Origin of the sequence: Shewanella psychropiezotolerans (genome assembly GCF_007197555.1) — a bacterium.
In the GTDB taxonomy this organism is placed as follows: Bacteria; Pseudomonadota; Gammaproteobacteria; order Enterobacterales; family Shewanellaceae; genus Shewanella; species Shewanella psychropiezotolerans.
Genome location: NZ_CP041614.1, coordinates 4,986,928 through 5,002,595, shown reverse-complemented (window position 1 = coordinate 5,002,595; position 15,668 = coordinate 4,986,928). Strand labels below are relative to the sequence as shown.

The following is a 15,668-nucleotide window of genomic DNA, read 5'->3' as shown; positions in this document are numbered from 1 at the left end:
GCTAAGGCACTTTGTTGCTCCCGGGGAGTGAAAAAAACTCCTGATGCAAGGTTTCTGACAAGATAAGCTCAGGCTTGAAAGATAAGGCGGTATTTTCTTGCTTAATCTTGTGTGTTTGTGGTGTTAGTAGCTTAGCAGAGGAATCTTGGGCTACTGACTGTTTTGATTGACTGCTTTGTTTTAGCTTGCCATCGAAAGGCGCTGACTGTGAAGTTTTAGGCTGCGGTGTTTGTTTTGTTTCAACTTTCTTCAGGGCCTTGTGATTTATAATCTCTTGCAGTAAGTTCTCTCTGCTTGATGTCGACTGTTTTTCTGTTGGGAGCGGTATAATCACCTGTGCTTTACTTGGCATTGGTGGCATTGGTGGCATTGGTGGGGGAGGTGGAGTTAATGTCTGTTTACTTGACTGCTCTTGTGTTTGTTTTATTTCAATCTTCTTAAGAGGCATGGGCTTTATAGTCTCTGCCGGTAGGTTTTCTCTGCTTGATGTCGCTTGCTTTTCTGTTGGGAGCTGTGCTGTCACCAGTGCTTTGCTTAGCGGTGGTGGATTTAGTGTCAGTTTACTTAACCGCTGTTGTGTTTGCTTTGTTATTTGTGATTTATTTTGAGGTGGAGTGTTGAAAAACTCGAATTTTTTAACAAAGTCAAAAGACTTGCTTGTGATTTTACGAACAGTGAAATTAGTGTTTGGCTTTATTATTGCCGATGAAGCAATGGCTTGTTGGGTTAACGGGCTAATGGGACGCATACTTTTGTTCCTTGTAAAAATATTATTGCGACTATAAATAAAACCCTTCCAAGGGTCACGAGAATTCATTGGAAATAATTTCACTGAATGTGATGTTTAATATATATTTTTTATGAAAATAAATTGCTATGTGGGTATTTTTTTTGAGGGAACAAGGGTGGGTTAGCAATCTTAAAGCTAATAATCACAAAGTTTCATATTATTTCCTTGGCGTAAGTTTATATGCGTATGATTGTTTTTAATGTTTTCTTTTTTGGTTCGAAAAGATGTCTTGATATTTATCAAGTCATATAATTAAGAAACTTTTGATTGGAGGGTTTTCCCGGATGTTTCGTAAGTTATCATGTGATGTTCAATCTTTGGTGGGTTGATAATGAGGCTATCTAAATTAAAATTTATTTCCCAATATTAAGCATTGGTAATTATTGAAAAGTCATAGAACTTATCCGTAAATACAATAGTCAAGCCGAGCTTTGGCTGCAAAACCAGTTGAGGTGTTGAATACTTCAGCTACTAAGCTACTAGAGCTTACGCAGCAAGGAAAAGACAAGGTGCGACTAAGGTAATCAGAGATACCTTTAAAGCGTATAAGCAACGAAAAAATGCTCAAGTCGAGTATTTAATTGGTTTTAAAACGTGGATAAATTCAAAGGCATGCCGAAGCTACTATTTATAATAAAGAAGGCCAGTTCTTGGTCGAATTCCTGATAACTTTTAAAAGGAGAGAAGGGCTTATTTAAACAACTTGTACACAAGGATAGAGAATGTGTTGAACTAGTATATTCATGAATTAGATATCGAGATTAACCAAGGACGTTACAATGAGCTTGTTGAGCGCACTTCGAAAGACTATGACTCCATTTGTAAGGCGTAATGTTAATCCGACAACGATAATAGCTAGAATGGGGGAAGGAAGTTGCTTCTCTTATTCAAGAGGGGGAATTAGCTAGAATTTCAGTATTTAATACCTTGATAAGTGAGCTAAAGTTTTGCATAAACACGGTTTTTTGTACACGCTATTAAACCAGTAACCTAACGTTTGATGATGGGATAGTCAGACATATTGATGGCAATAATCTTATTGGTCCAAACTATATTGAGATGAAAGTTAGGATTGTATGTCCCCCATACTATTCGATCAAATACCTCTTAAGAGGTATTTTTGAAGGTCGGTATATAGGCATGTTTAGTCTGTGTCATGATAATTATGTTTAAAAATATTTCATCAAACTCAAAGTGGCTGAATTTGTAAGCCAGATAAGAAGGGCTTACATGATGATGTTTACAGCAATACTAAGACTATACGCCTTATTTAATCAATAAAAATTACCGGGAGTAAGGCCAGCATTATACTGAAGTGATTATTTTCAATTTAGGTTCGGTATTGCACCAAGGTAATTATTTTAATTTTAGTGTCGTATTTTTATTTGAGTTATTACTTTAAATTTATGTTGGTATTATATATTAAGTAATATCTTTAAATAGTTTCTCATTCATAGAACCCTTCTTCACTAATAATCCAAACTAATCCATCTCTATCATGATCTAGGTAGTAATTTCCTTGATTAGTGGTAAATAATTCTAATCTACTACGACTTTGTGTAAAAGCATAGTCAGATAAAAAGTACTCATTTTTAAGGAATACACTGGGAGGAATAGTTCCTTGAGGGGCTCTCTGACAAGTAAAATCTTCTAATGATATCGAATTTGAAAAATGTCTTCTTAACCCTTTTAAGCCAAACTTGAAGCTGTAAAAGTTTGAACCATTCGGATAAAGTTCAACTCCTCTAATTTGTATATGGTCTACTCGAACCACTATCTTTCCCTGTTCATGTATTTTAACCCCTTTTTTATTCAGGTGAAAAAGGTGGTAACCTCCTTCATATAATATTGTCTCAGAGATAAACATTTTACTGACGAAAAAACCACAAAGTGTAGAAATTAATGCACCTACTAGGAAAAGGATATAAAATCTCAACTGTTCAGCTCCTCTATATATAGATTGATAGCTTGAGTAAAAGCGGGGGTTAAACCTATAGTTCTATTAATGCCTATGCTTATAGGTGCTTTCTCAATATCATCAAATATAAAGGTGTAATAAGTTTTACCTGCTGAAATGTATACATCTGGAGTAGATCCTGCTATCAATTCAAGGTTTTTAGGTATTTCCAATTGCTCGCTTGAAAAACCATTTAAAAAGTTTATGTTGATATTTCCAGTTTTAGAAGTGACAGTGAGAGTATTCTGAACTCTTGTCTTCTTTAGATTGTTTAGAAAGTATTCACTTTCGAATACAGGTCTCTCTAAGGCTATACCAAAAAAGAAACAAGCAATTAAAATTACCACTGCAATAGGATTCTTCCATTGTCGAGAGTGACTAGTGAGTTTGGATTCTGAATATAGGATAACTTCTGCAGGGATTATATAGCCTATTTTGGCAATGGTTTTTAAAACAGTTTGTTTTTTCCCGTCATCTCCGAGAGCTAATCGGATATTAAAAATTGATTGCGTTAGGCTTGCTTCTGTTACTACTCTCCCTTTCCAGGCATGGGATATCAGCTCTTCTCGTGAGATCACTTCACCATGTTTTTTCAGAAGTAAGTCTAATACTTGCCAGTCCCCACTGCCTAGCTTTGTCTTATGTTCTCCCATTAAAATTGCTTGCTCATCGAAAAGTACTGTGCGGCCATTTACCGTACTAATTTTCAAAAATATTCCTCCAAACATTTACCAAGTGCTAATCACCAATGGCCTTAAGGCATTAATTTAAGCATCTATGGCAATAGAACACAACACAATACAACATTCAGCCTGCTAGCCGTCAGACACCCTTTTGTTGTGCTTTTGTTGGTGATTTAACAAAATACAAACCTTCCTTATTATTTAGCCAAAACACTTAACTGACACGTAGAGGAGGCTGGACTGTGCTAGTCCTGCTATGGTTCAGTCTAAAAACATTATTAATTTGCTTTGATTATTCATTTTCAATGCGAATGGTTAATATTTGAACCGTTGAGAACCCTTCATCAATACTCAGGGATATGCTGTCTAGAGTGTTTTTTTCAGTTTCTAGTTAATTTAAAAGAAAGTAAATAAGTTATGAGTTACATATATGATTTCTGTCCCAAGGCAAGCTCACTAAGAGCTGAATTTAATGAAGCATTAAGCTTATTTCCATATGACCATGTGGAAGTCGTTAATATTAAATCACGCTTATTGAATGCGGAGAGAAACGCTAATAAGTGTGATCTAGTTAAGTTGAGGGAGTATAGAGCAACTTTTTGTTGCGCTGGGAGGCTTTAAATGTGCTGAATGATTTACTTATCAGGTGACCACTAATAATGAGGAGTGTTCATAAATTAAGTTATTTCTTCATATGCTACAGTCCAGAGGAAGCTTAAAATAAAAGCATAGTGATGAGGTTTTCCTGGCAAAATTGATGTTGGCGAGTGAAATAATCTGAAATATTGTCTGAACCCTCGCTAATTTTCCTTGAGTCGACTGTCGTTTAGCATGTTGTTGGCATGTTCGGAGCTAGCTGATGCATTTCTGTGTCACCTTATCTTGTCGATAATTTGGATAATATCGAGTTGTTACGGAGAGACGATGACTCTACTAAAGACACGCAATACAATGCTTCTTCTCATCAGATTGCTCCCTTTAACCATTTCTGGACTGGAATACGCTAGAGTTTCCATGGTGATAAGGATGTGAAGCTCGGTTTCGATTGAGTCCTATAATCATAAACAGCATATATTCAGGTAATCAAAGGCGAATGCTGACAGTATTAATGCCGCGGCATTACGCCACGGTTCATTGCTTTATCAAAAATGCCAAAGTTACTTTTTCATGGTGAGTCTTACTTAAGTCAGAATCATTAATTGAACAATATTATCAACTGCTTGCTAATAGTAAATCCACAGCCTTTAATGTTTATGTCGGCTCCATCTGCTGATCGAACAAGGGGAACGGGTAATCGCTAGACCAAGCTTTCGTTGAGATCTATGTAGCTTAATAATAACGAAGGTACCAGTGATAGCCTGCTTATACCAAATAATCTCACCAACAACTAATTATTATTAAACCTAAAACCGAGTTATTTAAAAGCGATTAAAACATTAACTCGGAAATCAACAGGACATTTCATGAAAATTCTGGTGAAAATGAGGGTGTATTGAGGCACTAATAATGAAGAGTCAAATTATTTAAGAGGTTTAAATCGATATGTTTTCAGCTGCGAATAATAAAGTTTTTCAATTGTTGGTTCCAACACCAGTGACACAATTAGCTTCCGAGTTACAGCAAACTAACCATGTGCTTCAGGTCAAATCGGTTATCAATGTAGATCTAAATACAAAAGAACTTACTGGACTTGACTCATCACGACGATCACCTACGTGTGTTAACGATAGATTGCAATCCCATCACGGCGTGGCTAAGTTCCGCCAAGTGGCTGAATTTGTAACTGGGTTAATGCCTAAAAAGAGTAATGGAGAAGTGGCTGCTCACCCGAAATATTGGCTGGAAATTAAAGATTCGGACCATCGTGATCGAGTTTCGTTGAACGGCTTTGATTTGAAGTCCGGTGCATTAGGCGCATGGCAGGCGGACGGTAACACCAAGTTTGGGCTATTCCAGTGGATTGAGTTGAATCCAGATGTTGAAATAGACATTCTTGAAGGTGGAGTAAAACACCCGCTGAGTCAGAAACTTGATTATATTAACTATTTGGATTCCAATCAGTCACTTAACTACCGTATTGATATTTCACAGGGAGAATGGAAGCAAGGAGGTACCTTGTTAGATACAACACAGTTTCAAGGAAAGGAAGGGATGAGCGGCCACGCTGCTATTGTCATCCACCGTGACGGAAATATCTTTGTTCACCCGTACGAAAAAGGAAAATGGCAACACACCTCCACGACAGATGGCAAGCCGGTTTTATCGGCGGGCATGATTAAAATTAAGCTGGGCAAAGCTAAATCCTTTCACCTAGATTCAGGGCACTATATGCCTCAGCTCCCGCAACTTGAACATTTTCTAGAACGAACTGTGGCGAAAGGAGTGGATATTAGCCAGCTCGAGATACACGCTAAACATATCGCTAGGGACAAAATCGATGGATTAATTCGTCAATACACTCGATAGCTATCCCACTTATCGGGGGAAAGTCGTTCTAAGTCAAATAAATCCAGTAAAATTTTTAAAGGTTAAATTATATGAACTCCATACAAACATTACAGTGTTCAACTTCTACCATGACGGTCGGTGCTATCCCAGACCTAAATCAAAGCATTAATGTGAGTAAAGTGCGTAATATTCACACCGATTTGGAGAAAAGCAGACATTCTCAGTTCCGTCGGACATTGGATTCTTATGGGATTGATGACAATCGAAATACACTGAGTCATTTAAATCGAGAAAAATACAATGTGTTTGTTAAGAAAGATAAATCAGGCACTGCAGATTTAAGTCATGGTGCCTATATCTCTAAAAAAGGAGAAGATATCTATGGCAGTTTTAAATGGTTGAACCCTAAAGGTCTCACTAAATATCAAACTGAAAAAGTCGCTGTCGTTACTTTTCGCAATCAAGCTGAATTAACCCAGCTTAGCCGTACCTATTCAGAAAAGCCATTACCGGACTTTCTTATCCAGATCCTTAATGGAGAGGAATGCCGAGATACAGTTCTTTATAGTAAGAAACCTCAACTAGCTAAGTTTATTCCACCAGTTAACCAAGCGCAGCATGGGTATCTTATTCGCCCCAACTCCCCGTATAGCAGTGATGCCTTGTTGGAAACCTATATCGATTCTCCCGAAAAGCTCAAAGACAGTAAAGAGGGGATCATCCTGTGTACCTACGCGATTCATCCTGGTATACAGTCGGACTTTTTGGGTGGTCAACACAATCAACCGGATCTGGAGCGGCTTGAAGTGAACCTGCCAACACCACAAAAAGCAATTGATGAAAAAACAAAAATGGATTCTCTAACCAGTATTCTGAGCTTGAAACTAGCACATTTGCCACAGTTGGAAAAGTTGAGGGAGGGGACATTGCAACATCTTCAGGACGTTTATCATACAAATGAAAATGACAATATACGAATGTTCTTTCACTTTCCGGTTGCAGAAAAAACCGCCACCCTCCACCTACATACTTGGGTTAACAAAGGCGATCACCCGTTGAATGAGCCAAGGTCTTTCGATTTAGACACCATAATTGAACATCTTCAACAGGGCAAAGATATCAATGAATTGGTACTCAATCGAAACGAGGGATCATTCTTTTTACCCACCTCGGATTCCATTAAGGATATCGTTGGCATTCCTTTTAAAGGGGTTGTTCATAACTCGCTAACTCTTCCACTTTAAACTACTGATGGGAAATATGTTATGAATACCATTCAAACGTTACAGCGCGCATCTTCGACCATGACGGTCGGTGCTACCCCCAACCTCAATCAAAGCATTGATGTGTGTAAAGTGCGTAATATTCACACTGACTTGGAGAAAAACGGCCATTCTCAGCTCCGTCGGACATTAGATGCTTATGGGATTGATGACAATCGAAATACGCTGAGTCATTTAAATCAAGACAAATACAATGTGTTTGTAAAGAAAGATAAATCAGGCACACTTGAGTTAAGTCATGGTGCTTATATATCTAAAGTAGGCGTAGATGAATATGGGGCTTTTCGCTGGTTAAACCCAAGAGGCTTGAAAAAATATCAGACTAACGATCTGGCTCAGGTGACTCTGTCAATGGAAAACCTAAAGCAACTTCAAGCGACCTATAAAGATGAAAATACCACTGAGTTTTTGGTTAATCTGTTACGTGGAGATAGCGCCGAATCTCTCGATAATGTGTATACCTCTCTGTATAAGAAGCAACCGGATGTATTCCACTACTCTGGGTCATTGAACCAAGGTAATGGATTCCTCATTTACCCTAATATCCCCTACATGTCAGAGACCTATACCAATGGACACCACAAAGATTTGGCCGATAGACGAGAAGGCGTCCAGCTGACTGCTTGGGCTGTTCATCCTGCACTCCCACTGAGTTTAATTCAAGAAATAACCGATGATCATCCAATAGGAAAACCGTCAGTAACCCAGGGGAAGAGCTAAATCAAAGGAAAGCTGAGTCCAAATGGACTGTGAAATCCCTGACATCCATACTTGATTTGGAGCCAAAAGATCTAAAGATGTTGGAAAAACTAAAGTCTGATATTATTGGGCACTTGTCTGACACTTATGGTGTTTCAGCTGAAAAAGACAATGTTGATCTATTTTTTCACTTTCCGGTTGCTCCCTCAACCGCTACCTTGCATCTACATATTTGGGTCAATAAAGGTGACCATCCACTGAATGAGTCTAGAGCATTTGGACTTAATGAGGTTATTGAGCACCTGAGGAACGACGAAAATATAAACAGTCTTATACTTTCCAGAAATGAAGGTCTGTTTACGTTACCCAAAAAAGACGCATTGCACCTCATTAAAGGAATGCCAGGCAGCTATGCACCGACTATTGAGGTCCGTGAAAAATTCAGTCTCCCGATAACAGGGCGCTAAACGAAGTTGGCTGTGAAGGCATTGATGCAGACCGAGCCTGTGGTTGAAGTAATCACATCATGGTTTGAAATACTCTTAATCTGCCATGTCCTGTAATACGTTGATGATTTTTATAAAGGTCAGCCGCTAACTGTTGCTGGCTTTTTCATTATGCACTGGGTGAAGGGGCATTTCACAACTTTAAATACAGACGCATCTCATTACTCTCACGATAGGTTCAGTAGCGAGTTTATCATGATAAGTATGAGCATTAATAATTAAAGAGTTAACGTGGAGTGTTTGAAATCATGTTGTCTATATTCAAGAATTCGCTGTCACTTTCTATCCATCTTCTATTAATGCTATCTACAAATAGACTAAAATTATCAATATCACCTTATTCAATTATATTTTATAAAATGATAAACAGCTAGCTTTCTCCGCTAGGATGAACAATAGGTCAACAATAAACAACTCATCTAACAGGCTGTTTACGAAGTTGGGATTTAATATGTTTAAGTGAAAAGGTCTATCTGTAGTCAAGAGATTGCAGTCTACTGAACATAGGTTTAATACTGCAGATATTAAATGAGTAATATGTTTATCTGAGTTCGTCGAGTATCACCTCATTTGGAGTATAGGAGAGCCCCATTAAACTTGATAGATAAGTTAAAACTGCATTACTGGCATAAGGCTAATAATTCCATTCACTACTAAAATTTAGGGGTTACATACCCATTAAGTATGCAATATATATTGTACTTTTCTTGGCATAACACACAAGGTTAACCGTGCCATATTTAAACGTTTCTGGTAGGGCTAATAACGTGACCAAACAAATCTAGCTTTAAATTAATTTGATATTATCAAGTGATTTTTTAGGTTGCTCACGTCATCATAGCCAATGTTAGTGCGGCTTTCTCAACACGCTGTGTGGTTGATTCTAATAATCTACATGCTTTTTGTACCCTAATCTTTTTAATATAGTGTATAGGTTTCAAGGTTGTGGTATTGGTAAATTGACGGAGAAACGTTCGCTCATGCCTGCTAAAGCTGCTAGCATCGACACATTCAGGGACTGATTATAATTGGCTTGTATGTGTCGTCACTGCTCGATTCTCTAGTAAACTTACTTTAGGAAGTTCAAATGTACCTGTATAGGTAGAGATTAATATTGAGCCCATCCGATGGGAATTATTGAGAAACTGTAATGATTCCGGTTGAGGCGAAAGGTAATAACAACCATCAAAGTTGGGAAGAATAATGTCACTTTGACTAACACAAGCTAACTGACTATCAGGCTGAACAATTGTAACAACAAAGCGCTTCTCAAGCTGACTATCGATGATTATTTTATAGTAAAAAGTTCTTTTAATTTTAAAATTACACTCTTTAGCACATTAGGGGAGTCATTAATTTGTATCTTGTATCGTTACTTCAACGAAACACTGAAACAATACAAGAATGATTATTATAGTTAATATAGCCTTGTTATTAATTGACTTTCAAAATGATGATTATTCTACATACCAAGATGCTCAGTGGGCTTTATCAGGTACAGAAGCCGCAGCATGGAAAGCTGCCACTTTACTAACTGCATTTCGTCAACAAGGATTGCCCGTTATTCATGTGCGTCATGAGTTCGTTTTAAATGATGCTCCTTTTTTCCTATTAGGATCTGAAGTGGAAAAATCTCATTATAGCGTTGCCCCAATAAATGGGGAACTGTAAGGTTGAAGCTGCAAATAAACAGTTTTCGTAGTACTGAATTACACTTTTTTTTTGAAGGCACTTAATGTTGAAAAACTGGTTATAGTTGGTGTCATGAGCCATATGTGCATTGATGCGGTGACTCAGGCTGTTATGGATTTGGGTTATTACCATGTTGAGGATGATGCTTGCTCCACGCTAGAGCTTGAATTTAATGGGGTGACAGTACCTGTTAATCATGCGTTTATGACCGCCTCACAATTTGGTTGTTGTAATGTGGGTAGTACTGAAAATCACTCGGCTTAGTTGGTTAGATATATTTTACCACGTGATTTTTTAAACTTGAGAGAGGTTATTTTTCTGAGTTTAGTCACTTCCATTATTCGTAGAACACTTGGGAATAGTTTAAAAGTAACTAGTTATTAACGATTAATGATCTTTATCTCCTATTAATATGTGGAAAACACACAATGACTAAAATGACAATATTTGAAATTCAATCAAAGGAAGGAATGTCTGAAAAGCTTGTTTCTTTTTTTAAAAGTATTCTACCAGGAACAAGAGATTTTCCTGGTAATAAAGGCACTGAATTTTCACGTTTATCTGACAATAAGTTCATCATTGTTACTTACTGGCAGCATGAAAGTGATTTAGGCCATTATCTTAATTGGAGGGAAAATACAGGTGAATTCTCCCTCCTGCTCAGCTTCCTTATTCAGGCTCCTAATATTGTAACCTATGAAGTACTTGAAGATATTTAACCTAAGTTGATGTATTGATGAACACACATCTTAGTTCACTCCTTTTCCTCAGCCAAATTTTCAGTGGAATCTGATGGTTCTCATTCTAGTAAGTATTTATTGCCAGTAAATAAAATCACTTCCAGACTGCCATAGCTTAAATTACGTTATGGCTGTTCAACGCGAAGGTATAGCTAATAAGGGTAGGCTGCGGCTATCCTTATTAGCATAGATAATAACTAATTTATTTGGGTAAAGTCGACCCAGAAACTTAAGCCTTCGATTTAGTAGAACGATACACTTATGGTTCCTCCATTGAGAGACCGATAACTAACGTGAGCATCATGTAGAGGTCCAAGTAGGAACCTCGAATAGTTTTCTTTATTATTTATTGTAAAAGGTAGTATTACCGAAATCTGATAAATCGAATGACAAAGATTTATGTTGCTGTTTTAATTCGTTAATAGTTCCAGTATGTACTTGCTTGTAAGATGAAATATTCTGTTCTGTTATAGGAGGAAGGTACTTTCTAGCATGAGACTGAACACGGTCATAAAGTTCAGTTTTATTGCGTTCGGTTCTGTTTGATGGAACAAATGGCTTTCCACTGCTCATCGCTTCTCCGATCGGTAATACTTCGTTGAAAGTATGATATCCACCATAATTCATGAATGCTGCTGCTCCCAAAGTTAATGGCATGACTTCTTTAGGGTTACTATACAGAGAGTTACCGGAAAGTACCGTTGCAGCAAGCAAAATATCACATGTTCCCCCAGATTGAGCGCCAGCAAAAGGGAGACCTTGTTGTGTACTCTCAAGTGCATATACCCCATAAGGTTGCCAGCGGTTAACACCTGTACCGTGATTGAGCTCGTGGGCTTTGATGCCTTGTTCAATTCCTAGATCTTTGTAGCCTTGAGGAATAGACTTTATTTCGTCTTCTGACATCATATAAGGTCGATTCAGATCCTGAATAGGAGCATTTTCACGAGGAATTCCATTGATGTTTTTATTGTCATTCAGAGCCGCAGACAATTTTTTTTGTTCTAATGAGTTCTTATCATGAACTCGTTGAACGACCTGACCAAAGCCCAAACCATATTTTGCGGCATCTTCATATTTACCTTCTACTGGTTTTAGTTGACCTTTTTCGTCTTCTACCATGGGCATGCGCTCTGAACGTGCACGGGTAAGAGGATCATCAAACGCTTTTGTACGTGTTTTTTGAGTAAATTCTTTATACAGAGGAGCAACATCTGAACACACTCCCCTCAGTACTGAATTAAGAGCCTTGATATTTTTATCGCGATTTGCACTAAAATCCGCAGCGTTTTTCGCTTTATTTTCTATTGGATCGCTGGATTTTGTTGGCCGGTTACCTTCTGGCGGGGTCATTAGCTGCCAAACTGTTGTGCCAAAGACACTCAGTGATTTTATTTTTGTTAGCATTCCTGAGTGATTTAACTCACCAATTGGTGTTTTTAACTCTTTAGTTAGCCATTCAATCAATGGTTTATCTGAAGTTTTTGACTGACGTCCAATCTGGTCTGAGTCACTACTCATCTGGCCAAACTGCTTATGGAATAACTCTTTAATTGTCATCTCTTTATTATTAAAGACGACTTTATGTTGGTCTCCTTTTTTATCAATGTTTTCAATAGTTTTTTCCAGTGTTTTTGCATACTTGTCAATAACTAAGCCTGCAGAACCTGGTTTATTTAAAATATTCATACTAGTGCCGGCTTCGAACATTCGGGCACTTGTTAAAGCTTGTTGTTTCGCTTCATCGATGGATATGCCTTTAGCTGAGCTGATGGTTTTGGACTCATCTGCTTGTGAGATAGAAATACTATCCAACTGATTGTCACTTTTATAAATAGTAAGCATATAGATTATTCCTTTTAACTGTTATATCTGTTTTTGGTTGGAAGTTATTATAAGTAAGAGAAAACTATTTAATTAAATGAATACTTTGTACTTTTTTTGAATTTATATTCTGATCCAATCAATCTGAGTAACTTGATTATGGATGGTGAAATCAATAATCGAGAAATATCCCACTTCCAACAATCAGCGTCACGAGACTAATCCTGAAAAAAACTGCCAAACTTAGCCATTCCGTTATTCTCTTCGTTGGACTCAAGCCCTAAAACCTGGTTATTCGGTTAAGGAATGCGGGAGAGCTAGTTTGATGGATAACACATTGGTTAATATGTAGTAATTAGATACTCTACTAGAGTATTTTTAGTCTACTGCCAATTATATAGCAGAGCTTGAATAATGAACAATCGAGCTTCTCAAGTCATGAGTATTCTGATGAATCATTTAACCCTTGTGTCAACTGACTTTTAGGTTAGTTGTTCATTATGACTCTATCTCTTATTCTAGTGGGGAGGAAAGGTATTAAGCATGCATTTTTAGGTTACTCATTTGCAATCATTACAGTGTTTTATCCAGAGTGCAGAACAGTTTTAGCGTGCTTGAGTCTATGAAAAGTCGCATCTTGCTTCAATTGATTAAACCGTTTCTAAACCCATTCACAGTAACTCTGAAAAGTCATGCCTGTTTTCAAACTCTGCTCTCCGAAGGGGGGGCCAGTAAATTTCACCACATACCGCTCAAGCCTCTCAAAGGAGATTTGTTGTAAATAGTGTCATCTTGGATATCATAAGGTATATAGATTAATTACTTCCTTCCTTTAATAGTTTCTCAGTCAAAACATTGAAATTAGTTTTAATAACTAGCATCTCTGTTTTATAGTTCAGCAGCACTCATTATTTTTTGTATATGTAAGTTATTATAATGTAGTAGGTTTTCAACCTTGACCCGTTAAATTTCCGTTTCCAAATCTAATGCGGGTTATATTCCATCATCTTTGTTCTGGTCGGGTGGCTTGTTTAGTGTATAAGTTAAACTGTGGCGTACATAAAAAACTGCTAAGTATGTATTATTAAGTGAACTCATAGGGTCGCGGATAGTTAACCTTTACTGGCTGTCGAATGAGTTGAATGCATCATCATACCAATTATGAGTCTGAACTATCTATCTGAGAAAGCCACATTGAAGTGAATGTTGAAATTAGGTATACGACAGTAAAAATATTTTTATACATGGGATAGGTATATTGATATGTTCCTCCCGTAAACACATGAAATAAATATAAGAATAAATCATGTTAATTCAAAAGGGTCATATATATGTTGATTGCGTGCTTAAATAAAACTTTATCTTTTATTATTCAAGTTTTGACTAGTGGTTTCACCTAGCTGTGAGCTAATCGGGGCAGGGTAGACTTCTAGAATTCAAACTCCTTTCATACCCAACTTTACAGGAGTTTTCAGCATTAATCACGTGACGTCGTAATGCTAAGTGCGTGATAATATAAGCTTAAAACAGAATGAATGCAGAACGGAGCCATTTAAATACAGAGATCCTTCCTAAAATAAGGGGAGTTCGAGAATATATTTCTAATAGTTTTAGGTAACAAGCATTCTATTTACTATTCTCTTAAACAAGCCGTTTTTAACAGGCTGATAGCGTTATTTATTGCTCGTTCTGTATGTAATTGGGGGAAGTCATAATTTCCCCTGTTTATAATGTAACTTAACCTTAGGTTTTAACTATATGAATTTTAATATAAGAAGTATTCTTAATCAGAGAAAAGATGAAAGCCATGTTACAAATAAACAAATTAACAAGTTGAATAAATCAATTAAATCTGTAAGGCAAGTCCCTAAATATATGTCTGGCGATCAACTTATTCAGACTTTTAAAAATTTTACAAAATTACAGGGAGAGATAAAAAATCTAAAAAATAAAGATGTAAACATGTCTGAATCCAAGTGCATCAAGTTGAAGGAACTATCTGAAAAAATGGGTGAAATATTTCAAGAAGTAGAAATCAGGAATTCTGATAAATGCCTGGGGAAACCAATAAAACAAACTAACTATTTAATCCTAGAAGATAAATTTAAGGCTAGATATTGGTCTGCCTCACACAAAGCAAACTCCACTAAAATTAAGACTGACAAAGGATAAGAATAATCCCCTTTTTTAATAGTGGTGCGAAGTTTTACCTTGGAATTAATGATTTAAGATATCTCCATATTCCATATTCCGGATCACACAAGTGTTAACTAGTAGAGAGTCTGATTGGCTCTCTCTTTTTTTCGTCATCATTCTCATGTCGTTAATTTCAACCATATGGAGCCAACCTGCATGGTCTGGTATGTAATAAAGTTCATGTTTAAAGAGTATTGCCGAGCTTCTCAAGGGGACAGTCTTTGTACTGAGTACTATTTAAGGACGTTGTTGCTCAACCCCTCACTATAGATGCAGCAACACCAAGGATGTGAGCTAACTAGGTAGTCTGTTTCTTAACTGGCATTCCTAGTCTTATGACTTTGTTTATTGCCTTTACACCTGCTACGACTTCATGCGTATTCGCATCTACTACGAGGTGTAACTTACGCCAGATATGACGCTTTTCTTTACCATGCTTCCTAGTTTTCCATTCCCCATGTGCCACTGAGTCACGACTCGGTGAGCGATATTTGATATTTACGGTCTTGTTCCGTTTGCTTATGCAGCTCTAGCTTAGTGAGGTTAGTGGTATATCCTTAAGTTTCTATTTAGTGTCCGTGATGATGACCTTATCCATTATTGTCATCTCATTGCTATAAACAACTTCTTTATCCCGGAGTGGCTTTCTATTATGAACCTTTTGTACTTCGTCCCAGACTGGTTTCCTTAAAATGCATTAAATCCCCCTAACAAGGCCACCTGAACCGGGGGAGTCCGGTAAATGTCGATCTGAAACACGTTCACTGATGGGATGAAAGGGGATCTCAATGATGGGGAATACGGATGAAGGGAAAGAAAAACCAAACTGTGCAGAACAGAACTTAATAGG

General features: G+C 37.2%; 10 protein-coding genes and 2 pseudogenes. 7 read left to right on the top strand and 5 right to left on the bottom strand.

The window, feature by feature from the left end:
* Window position 1: 1 nt before the first annotated feature.
* The 3 genes from FM037_RS21870 to FM037_RS21860 all read right to left on the bottom strand — a co-directional run bounded on the left by FM037_RS21870 (window position 2) and on the right by FM037_RS21860 (window position 3,457).
* Complete coding sequence (locus FM037_RS21870; protein ID WP_144047752.1) at window positions 2–817, bottom strand: hypothetical protein; 816 nt, start codon at window positions 815–817, stop codon at window positions 2–4.
* Between the two features lie 1,420 nt (window positions 818–2,237).
* A complete protein-coding gene (locus tag FM037_RS21865; RefSeq protein ID WP_144047751.1) occupies window positions 2,238–2,726 on the bottom strand; it encodes a hypothetical protein in 489 nt (162 codons plus the stop codon).
* Window positions 2,723–3,457, bottom strand: coding sequence for a winged helix-turn-helix domain-containing protein (locus tag FM037_RS21860; protein WP_185976881.1), 735 nt, complete (start codon window positions 3,455–3,457; stop codon window positions 2,723–2,725). The genes FM037_RS21865 and FM037_RS21860 overlap by 4 nt, the downstream gene beginning before the upstream one ends.
* A 1,515-nt stretch (window positions 3,458–4,972) precedes the next feature.
* On the opposite strand from FM037_RS21860, the gene FM037_RS21855 reads away from it, so the two are divergent.
* The 6 genes and pseudogenes from FM037_RS21855 to FM037_RS21825 all read left to right on the top strand — a co-directional run bounded on the left by FM037_RS21855 (window position 4,973) and on the right by FM037_RS21825 (window position 10,777).
* A complete protein-coding gene (locus FM037_RS21855) occupies window positions 4,973–5,896 on the top strand; it encodes a hypothetical protein (protein ID WP_144047749.1) in 924 nt (307 codons plus the stop codon).
* A gap of 71 nt (window positions 5,897–5,967) precedes the next feature.
* Window positions 5,968–7,122 (top strand): hypothetical protein, encoded by a 1,155-nt coding sequence (locus FM037_RS21850; protein ID WP_077752772.1) that lies wholly within the window; start codon window positions 5,968–5,970, stop codon window positions 7,120–7,122.
* A 21-nt stretch (window positions 7,123–7,143) separates the two neighbouring features.
* Window positions 7,144–7,881: a hypothetical protein gene (locus FM037_RS21845; protein WP_144047748.1), complete on the top strand. Its 738-nt coding sequence runs from the start codon at window positions 7,144–7,146 to the stop codon at window positions 7,879–7,881.
* 29 nt (window positions 7,882–7,910) lie between these two features.
* Window positions 7,911–8,327, top strand: a complete 417-nt coding sequence (locus FM037_RS21840) for a m7GpppX diphosphatase (protein WP_185976880.1) — start codon at window positions 7,911–7,913, stop codon at window positions 8,325–8,327.
* A 1,443-nt stretch (window positions 8,328–9,770) separates the two neighbouring features.
* A pseudogene (locus FM037_RS21830) lies at window positions 9,771–10,322 on the top strand (isochorismatase family protein).
* A gap of 164 nt (window positions 10,323–10,486) precedes the next feature.
* Window positions 10,487–10,777 (top strand): antibiotic biosynthesis monooxygenase family protein, encoded by a 291-nt coding sequence (locus FM037_RS21825; protein ID WP_221937436.1) that lies wholly within the window; start codon window positions 10,487–10,489, stop codon window positions 10,775–10,777.
* A 363-nt stretch (window positions 10,778–11,140) separates the two neighbouring features.
* On the opposite strand, the gene FM037_RS21820 is transcribed toward FM037_RS21825, so the two are convergent.
* The gene (locus tag FM037_RS21820; protein ID WP_144047746.1) at window positions 11,141–12,643 is read right to left on the bottom strand and encodes a hypothetical protein; all 1,503 of its coding nucleotides are present in this window, start codon (window positions 12,641–12,643) and stop codon (window positions 11,141–11,143) included.
* A 1,737-nt stretch (window positions 12,644–14,380) separates the two neighbouring features.
* On the opposite strand from FM037_RS21820, the gene FM037_RS21815 reads away from it, so the two are divergent.
* On the top strand, window positions 14,381–14,794 hold the full coding sequence (locus FM037_RS21815) for a hypothetical protein (RefSeq protein WP_077752769.1): 414 nt from the start codon (window positions 14,381–14,383) through the stop codon (window positions 14,792–14,794).
* Window positions 14,795–15,155: 361 nt separating this feature from the next.
* Here the strand turns inward: FM037_RS21815 and FM037_RS29725 are convergent.
* Window positions 15,156–15,347: pseudogene (locus FM037_RS29725) on the bottom strand (IS5/IS1182 family transposase); the annotation flags it as partial.
* Window positions 15,348–15,668 lie beyond the last annotated feature (321 nt).

What these genes read in the sequence shown, in the direction of transcription:
- FM037_RS21820 (WP_144047746.1), bottom strand. Translation starts at nt 12,643, where the DNA reads ATGCTTACTATTTATAAAAGTGACAATCAGTTGGATAGTATTTCTATC.
- FM037_RS21845 (WP_144047748.1), top strand. Translation starts at nt 7,144, where the DNA reads ATGAATACCATTCAAACGTTACAGCGCGCATCTTCGACCATGACGGTC.
- FM037_RS21870 (WP_144047752.1), bottom strand. Translation starts at nt 817, where the DNA reads ATGAATTCTCGTGACCCTTGGAAGGGTTTTATTTATAGTCGCAATAAT.
- FM037_RS21815 (WP_077752769.1), top strand. Translation starts at nt 14,381, where the DNA reads ATGAATTTTAATATAAGAAGTATTCTTAATCAGAGAAAAGATGAAAGC.
- FM037_RS21855 (WP_144047749.1), top strand. Translation starts at nt 4,973, where the DNA reads ATGTTTTCAGCTGCGAATAATAAAGTTTTTCAATTGTTGGTTCCAACA.
- FM037_RS21825 (WP_221937436.1), top strand. Translation starts at nt 10,487, where the DNA reads ATGACTAAAATGACAATATTTGAAATTCAATCAAAGGAAGGAATGTCT.
- FM037_RS21850 (WP_077752772.1), top strand. Translation starts at nt 5,968, where the DNA reads ATGAACTCCATACAAACATTACAGTGTTCAACTTCTACCATGACGGTC.